Annotated in this window: 4 protein-coding genes; 1 reads left to right on the forward strand and 3 read right to left on the reverse strand. The window is 71.4% G+C overall.

Going from position 1 to position 6,697, the window contains the following annotated elements; genetic code table 11:
• Positions 1 to 14: 14 nt before the first annotated feature.
• From KY462_13590 to KY462_13600, 3 genes are all read right to left on the reverse strand, one after another.
• Positions 15 to 4,007 carry an alkaline phosphatase family protein gene (locus KY462_13590; GenBank protein MBW3578745.1) on the reverse strand — a complete coding sequence of 1,331 codons (3,993 nt, stop codon included), beginning with the start codon at positions 4,005 to 4,007 and terminating at the stop codon, positions 15 to 17.
• Positions 4,008 to 4,184: 177 nt separating this feature from the next.
• Positions 4,185 to 4,760: a guanylate kinase gene (gene gmk / locus KY462_13595; GenBank protein MBW3578746.1), complete on the reverse strand. Its 576-nt coding sequence runs from the start codon at positions 4,758 to 4,760 to the stop codon at positions 4,185 to 4,187.
• A complete protein-coding gene (locus KY462_13600; GenBank protein ID MBW3578747.1) occupies positions 4,757 to 5,083 on the reverse strand; it encodes an integration host factor in 327 nt (108 codons plus the stop codon). The genes gmk and KY462_13600 overlap by 4 nt, the downstream gene beginning before the upstream one ends.
• A gap of 143 nt (positions 5,084 to 5,226) precedes the next feature.
• On the opposite strand from KY462_13600, the gene KY462_13605 reads away from it, so the two are divergent.
• The gene (locus tag KY462_13605; GenBank protein ID MBW3578748.1) at positions 5,227 to 6,135 is read left to right on the forward strand and encodes a diacylglycerol kinase family lipid kinase; all 909 of its coding nucleotides are present in this window, start codon (positions 5,227 to 5,229) and stop codon (positions 6,133 to 6,135) included.
• The last annotated feature ends 562 nt before the right edge of the window (positions 6,136 to 6,697 follow it).

Raw genomic sequence — 6,697 nt, forward strand, 5'->3', positions numbered from 1 at the left:
AGACGTCGCGACGGTCACCGACGGCGCAGAAGCGCCGCGCAGAGCGAGAGCAGGCCAAGGCCGGCCAGGGGCGCCCTTCCTCCTGTGCGGGGCAGGGGACCGCGGTCAGCGCCCGCCGGCGGCGTCGGAGCCCTGGCGGTGGAGGAGTCGCTGGCTCGGTCGCCGTCGGCGGCGTCGGGGCCGATCCGGATCGTCCGGTCGGACAGGTCAGGGTGGGTCGCGGTTGCGACGACGCCGTCGCGGAGCGGGAAGCGCAGCCTGATCTGTCCGCTCGACGGGCGATTCGCAGGGTTGGCGACCGTTGGCAGGTCGCCCGCTCGGCGCTGGCCCAGCACGTCGTCCTGGGCCGTGTTCCCGGCGGCCGAGGCCCGCCGCGGCAGGGGAAGCGCGAAGCGGCGCGGCGCGCCCTCGTCCGGCGGTGTCCTCCCCTCAGCCAGGACGTGGCCGGTGACCGCATCCGAGACCGTCACCGTCGCGTCCGCGACCGGCTCACTGGTGTCGTCGTCGGTCACGGTGAACGTGGCGTCCACCTCGCCGCCGAGGTCGGTGAGCTCGTGGTCGAGGCGGGCGGTCCGCAGGTAGAGCAGGTTGTCGGCCAGGACGTAGGCGAGCCGGTGGCCGGCCAGCGCCCGGTGGAACGCCTCGGCGAACCCGCCACCGTCGGCCAGCTGGCGCTGGTTCTCCTGGCCGTGGTCGCCGGTGACCACGACGAGGGTCTCGCCGAGGACCCCGGCACGCCGCATGGCGTCGAGGACCCGCCCGAGCCGCTGCGACGAGTCGCGGTAGGCGGCCAGCGCGCAGCGGGTGTGCGGGCCGAAGACATGCGCCGCGCCGTCCACCAGGGCGAAGTTCAGCATGGTGACCGTCGGGGTCGGGTGGCCGGGGTCGTCGAACAGGCTGCGGGCCTGTGCCTGGCCGGTGTGGTCGATGAGGCTCTGCTCGAAGTAGGCCTCGTGGGCCTGGGCGCACTCCCGCGTGGTGTCGGCCGCGAGCTCGTCGGCCCGGCCCACGTGGGCGGCGGTCAGCGGCTCGCCGGTCGTCCGGTCGGGCGGCTGGAGTGTGGCGTAGTCCGCGCCGTGGGTGGTCGGCTCGTTGACCGCCGCAGTGAAAGCCCCGTCTGCGTGGCCGACGTCGGTGTTGGTCGGGCCCATCCAGTCGCCGAGGGTGCGGTGGGTGGCCTCGTGGAGGGTCTCGAAGCCGCCGCGGTGGAGGCTCTCCGACCACAAGAAGACGGGGTTCTGCGGGTCGGCGGGCTCGATGGGCCGCTCCAGGCGCTGCTGCTGCCGCTGGTAGAACCGGTTGCCTGGGACGCCGTGATGGGCTGGGTGGGCACCGGAGCCGACCACGACGTGGTTCGGGAAGGTCACGGTCGGGAACGACGCGATGCTGCCGAACCGGGCCAGCGTGCCGCGCTCGCGGAGCCACTGCAGCGCCGGGACCGGGTAGCGCGATGGGTGGAACTCGCGGCTGGTCTCCCCACAAAGTTCGGCCACCGCATCGCGACCGTCGTACTGGGACAGCAGGCAGTGGACGTCGGCCGAGTTGTTCGCGTCGAAGATGACGAGCAGGACGCGTTTGGCCAGCTGCTCGCCGATATCGCCGTCGCGGTGGGCCATCAGCGGATGTTTGGAGAACGCCTCGTGCAGCGGCCGGCTCCAGCGCGGCTCGCCGGGGAACGGCTGACCTGTCCGCCCGCTGATCTCGTGGATCCAGGCCACGGTCGGGGCGATATCGCGGATGCTCACCGGCCGGTCGACCTTCCCCGTGCGCACGTACGGCCCGCCCGTGGCCACCACGAGTGGGACGGGAGCGGCGGTGGGACCGCCGTGGTGGCCGGTCAGTGCGGCGCTGTCCCCGGCCCGGTGTCGCAGGAAGACGTGCTGGTCGTCGGTGACGAGGAGGACCTCACCGATCCGGGCGGTGTCGAGGCCGTAGTCGGCCGGGATCGACGGGCAGGCGGGGGACGCCAGCCGGCAGAAGGCACCCGCCACGGCCGGACGGCCCAGGTTGTCGGTCATCTCCCGAGCTTCGCCGGCGAGCTGCGCGGCGAGTTCGCGGTCGCCGGCGTCACGCAGGTAGATCGAGGCGCTCCCGCCGTGTGCGACGAACGCTTCGATGCCCGGGTGGGTGAACCGCTCGGAGAGGATCACCCTGCTGCCGGTCACGTGTCCGGTCGCGGGGTTGCCGAGCCGGGTGTGGCCGGCGTCCACGGCGTCGCCGGTCCCGTCGAGCTCGAGGAACGAATGGTCGGCCGTCAGCAGCAGGATCGAGTGCGCCCACTTGCCGGACTCCTTGAGGGAGTCGACGAGCCGGGCGAGCTGGGCGTCGGCGTCGCGGACCGCGGCCAGGGCCTGGGGACTCTTGGCTCCGAACAGGTGCTGGACCCCGTCGATCTGGGCGAGGTTGACCAGGGTGACGTCGGGGTCCTCGGTGCGTTGCAGGCGGATGGCCTGGTCCATGACGGCCCGGTCGAGGGTGATCGCCGAACCGCTGGCCGGCTCGGCCGGGGCGTTGCCGTGCGGGTCGGCGAGGACGTCGCGTGGGTCGGATGCCGCCCCCAGCAGGAAGTCGGGACGGACGTGGCGGACCCGGCGCCCCTCGGGGTTGTCGTCCGACGGGCCGCACGGCCCGGCAGGGTCGGCGGGGTCCCGGGTGCAGTCGAACAGCTCCCGCAGCTTCTCCTTGCCGAGTACGGCGGCGGTCCGCAGCCACGGCTTCTGGGTTTCGATCGCGTCGAAGAACGTGTCAGCCAGGACGAGCGCGGGCCGGTCCATGGCACGGACCGCCCGGGCCGAGCGGTCGTAGAAGGCGTTCGAAACGAGCCCGTGGGTCTGACCGGGCAACCCCGTCGTGACCCCCACGTGGTTGGCGTTCGTCTCGGTGACCATCGAGGCGAAGGCGTTGGTGTAGGTCGTGGCGTTGGCTTCTTCGCCGTGCATGAGCGACCAGATGGTCGGGGCGAGTTCGGGCGTGACGAGCTCGGGCTCGAGCCCGTCGAAAACGACGACGAAGGTGTTGAAGGTCGGGGCGAGCAAGTCGTGCAGAACGCGGCCGTCCTGCCGGAGCAAGACAGCCGACGGGTCCTCTTGTCCCCCCAGCCGTCGAGCACCGTTGCCATAGGGGTCGACACCGATGGCCGCAGCCACGGTCGGGGCGATGTCGGTGTGCTGCATACCGAGAGCCAGCTCCTCGTCAGGCGGGAACGGCCCGCGGCGGGCGCCCCGCCCCGCAACGAGGAACGTCGAGCGGGACTGGAGGACCGACAGATGCCCGTGGCCCCCCTTCGGGGCGTCGGGTCCGCCGTGGGCCTGCAGCACGACGAGGTCAGGGGAGCGGGGTGAGTCGAACAGCGCCGACAGCCGCTCGTAGGCGTTCGGGTAGGTCACCCCGTTGACGTCCAGCGGGCGGCAGTCCGGGTCGGTGGCCAGGGTGCAGCCCTCAGTCCCGTCCGAGCCGACCGTGACGCGGGCGCTGGCGAACTCCTCGGGGATGGTCGAGACGGCGGCCCCAGCGCCGGGACCCTGCTCGCCCAGAGGATCCCCGCCGGCGACGACCTCGACGTCGTACCGCTCGCCGCCATCGCGCCCGGCGTGGCGGGTGAAGCGGACAACGTCGCAGCCGGCGAACGTGATCTCGTCGAACAGGGTCGGCTGGCAGACGCTGGCCGGGTCGAGATCGCCGATCACCCAGTACTCGTTGCCGTGAACCGTGGCGACGAGCTCCAGGTCGCGTCGCCCGTCGTCGTCAACGTCGACATCGCCGAGCACGGCTCGCACAGCGCGGGTAGCGGCCTCCAACTCGCCGGGCCCCTGAAGACCTTGATCCTCGAGATGCTCGGGCGGTCGGCCGTCGGCCGCCCACCCAGCCGGCGAGGTGGGGAACACCAGGAGGCTCAGCGAGGAAACGACGGCTGCGGCGGTCGCACGCATGCAGCCTCCCACGACGTTGTCGGTGATCAGCTTCGACACCCCCGCCCCGTCCACCTGCCACAAGCCGGACAAGAACATGGTCGCGCCCCGCGACGATTCAGATCCGCTGGGATGTCCAAGCCGCGGATGCCGGCCATCCAGAACCGGGGCTTGTGAGGACGAAGGTATGGATCCGGCAAGCCAGGCGGAATGGTGGACAGCATCCTGGCTTCGGTGAAGGAGACACCACCATCTGCCGCGACGCGGCAGCGGCGGTCAGCGGCGGCGTTCGACCAGTTCCGCGACCTGCGACACACAGTCGTCCAGGTCGTCGTTGGTGACGACGTGGTCGAAGGCGGGCGCGGCCGCGAGCTCGCGGGCGCGGTCGGCCTGCCGCACGGCGAGCTCGTCGTCTCGTTCGGTGCCCCTCCTGACGAGTCGGCGAACGAGTTCCTCCTCGGAGGGGGGAGCCAGAAAGATCAGCAGCGCGTCCGCGACGCGATCGCGGACCTGCATCGCGCCCTGCACGTCGATCTCCAGGACGACGTCGCGGCCCCTGGCCAGCCGCTCCTCGAGCCCAGCGCCGGGGGTGCCCGAGCGGTGACGGTGGACGCGTGCCCACTCCAGCAGGTCACCGCGCTCGATCATCTCGGCGAAGGTGGCATCGTCGACGAAGTGGTAGTCGACGCCATCGATCTCGCCGGGTCGGGGCGAACGTGTGGTGACCGAGACCGACAGTTCCAGGTCCGGTCGCCGCTGCAGGAGGCAACGGACGACGGTGCCCTTCCCGACACCGCTTGGACCGGAGATCACCACGAGGCGGCCGCGATCACCGGCCGCGTGGCCGGTCACCGGAGGTCGCTCTCCCCGAACGCAGCCAGTAGCGCCGACCGCTGGTTGATCCCGAGGCCACGCACCCGCCGCGACGCTGCGATGTTGAGCCGCTCCATCAGCTCGCGGGCCCGGACCTTGCCGTAGCTGGGCATGGACTCGATGACCTCCGACACGCGCATCTTGGCGATCGGTTCGACGTCGTCAGCCCGGTCGAGGACGTCGCGGAGCGTCACCTCTCCTGTCTTCAGCATCTGTTTGAGCTCGGCGCGGACGCGGCGGGCGAAAGCAGCCTTCTCCAGTGCCTTGCGGCGTTGCTCCGGGTCGAGCTCGGGTAGGGCCATCGCGATGTTCCGTCCGTGCACGGAGTGCGCGACCCTACCGACCGCCGCTCGTGGGGGTCAACGCCTCGACGGCAGGGGCGAGGCGACGCCCCGCGCGGCGACGCGCGTTTAGCGTCGAACATCGCTGGTGAAAGGCTAAGCGGATGCGCGGGCTGCTGGTGTTCAACCCACACGCCAGGGCCACAGAGGCCAACGTCCGAGACGTGATCGCCGCCGCTCTGGCCTCGCAGATGCGACTAGACGTACAACAGACTGAGCATCCTGGTCACGCGACGCAGATCGCCGCGGCAGCGGTCCGCGACGGCGTCGACGTGATCTTCAGCCACGGCGGGGACGGCACCCTCAACGAGGTCATCCAGCCGCTGGCGGGCACCGACGTCCGGCTCGGGATGATCCCGGGTGGGACGACCAACGTGGTGGTCCGCAACCTCGGCCTGCCCAACGACCCGATCGCCGCGACCGGCGCCCTGCTCGAACGGCTCCGCTCCGGGTCGACCAGGACGATCGGGCTCGGCCGCGCCAACGGACGGTACTTCGCTGCGAACGCCGGCGTCGGCTTCGACGCAGCGGTCGTGCGCTGCGTGGACGGCCGACCCGACCTCGAGCGCGCCGTCGGCCAGCTCGCGTGGGTGTGGTGCGCGCTGCGGGAGTTCTTGGTCGGCTACGACCGCTCCGCCTTGCCGATCTCGGTGGAGCTGCCAGGCGACGAACCCCGTGCGGGCTTCGGCTTCTGCATCGTCTGCAACACCACCCCCTACGCCTACCTGGGGGCGCGTCCGCTTCGGGTCGCACCCGACGCGAGCTTCGACCGCGGGTTGGACGTCGTCGGCGTGGAGTCCCTGCGCGCCGCCACTTTGCTCCGGCTGATGGTGCAGATGGCCACCACCGCCGGGCACGTCCACGCGAGCGGGACCCGCTACTGGCGTGACCTGCCGGGGTTCTCGCTCCACAGTGACGTTGCGCTTCCGGTGCAGCTCGACGGCGAGTACGTCGGCCGGTGGCGGGACGTGACCTTCACGAGCGTTCCCCGGGGGCTGACCGTCATCGCCTGACGATGCGCCCGCGACGTTGTCCGCCTTGCGAGCCGTCGTACGGCTGCAGTCTCAAACCTGCTCGGGAGTAAGGACGCCAACCAACTGGTTGGACGAGCGCGGCCAGGCGGGCGCCACTGAGGTCACCCTTGCGATCAAGCCGTCCGCCGTGCGAGATCGACGCGGGAACCGTAGTCGGAGGAATTCATGACTGGAGGTGAGCACGACACTGGAGGGGAGCCGCTCGATATGAGCCCATCGTCGAACTGTCGACGTGCCGGCGCTATGGGGCTACCCCCGGACCCTCGCCTGACCACAACAAACGGGTTGTCCGCCGGACCCTGCAGTCTGGCGCCGCGCGTCACGGTTGGGGCAGGGGTGGGCGGCCCGGCGCACGGTTGGGTGCGCGGGCCGCTGTTGGACATGGGGCCTGGCAGCGTGTCCGTTCGGCTTGGTGGCGCCCTGTTAGAAGGGCAGGTCGGGGTCGTGGTCGAGTGGCAGTTGCGGGTCGTGGTCGTCGCCGTCGCCGGGGGCGGGTGGGGCGTTGCCGTTGCTTGCGGCGGGTTGGGGTGGGGGGCGGCGC

Source organism: Actinomycetota bacterium (assembly GCA_019347675.1).
In the GTDB taxonomy this organism is placed as follows: Bacteria; Actinomycetota; Nitriliruptoria; order Nitriliruptorales; family JAHWKO01; genus JAHWKW01.

Excerpts from the sequence above, each read along its gene's own strand:
- KY462_13590 (MBW3578745.1), bottom strand. The coding sequence starts at position 4,007 with ATGTTCTTGTCCGGCTTGTGGCAGGTGGACGGGGCGGGGGTGTCGAAG.
- KY462_13600 (MBW3578747.1), bottom strand. The coding sequence starts at position 5,083 with ATGGCCCTACCCGAGCTCGACCCGGAGCAACGCCGCAAGGCACTGGAG.
- KY462_13605 (MBW3578748.1), top strand. The coding sequence starts at position 5,227 with ATGCGCGGGCTGCTGGTGTTCAACCCACACGCCAGGGCCACAGAGGCC.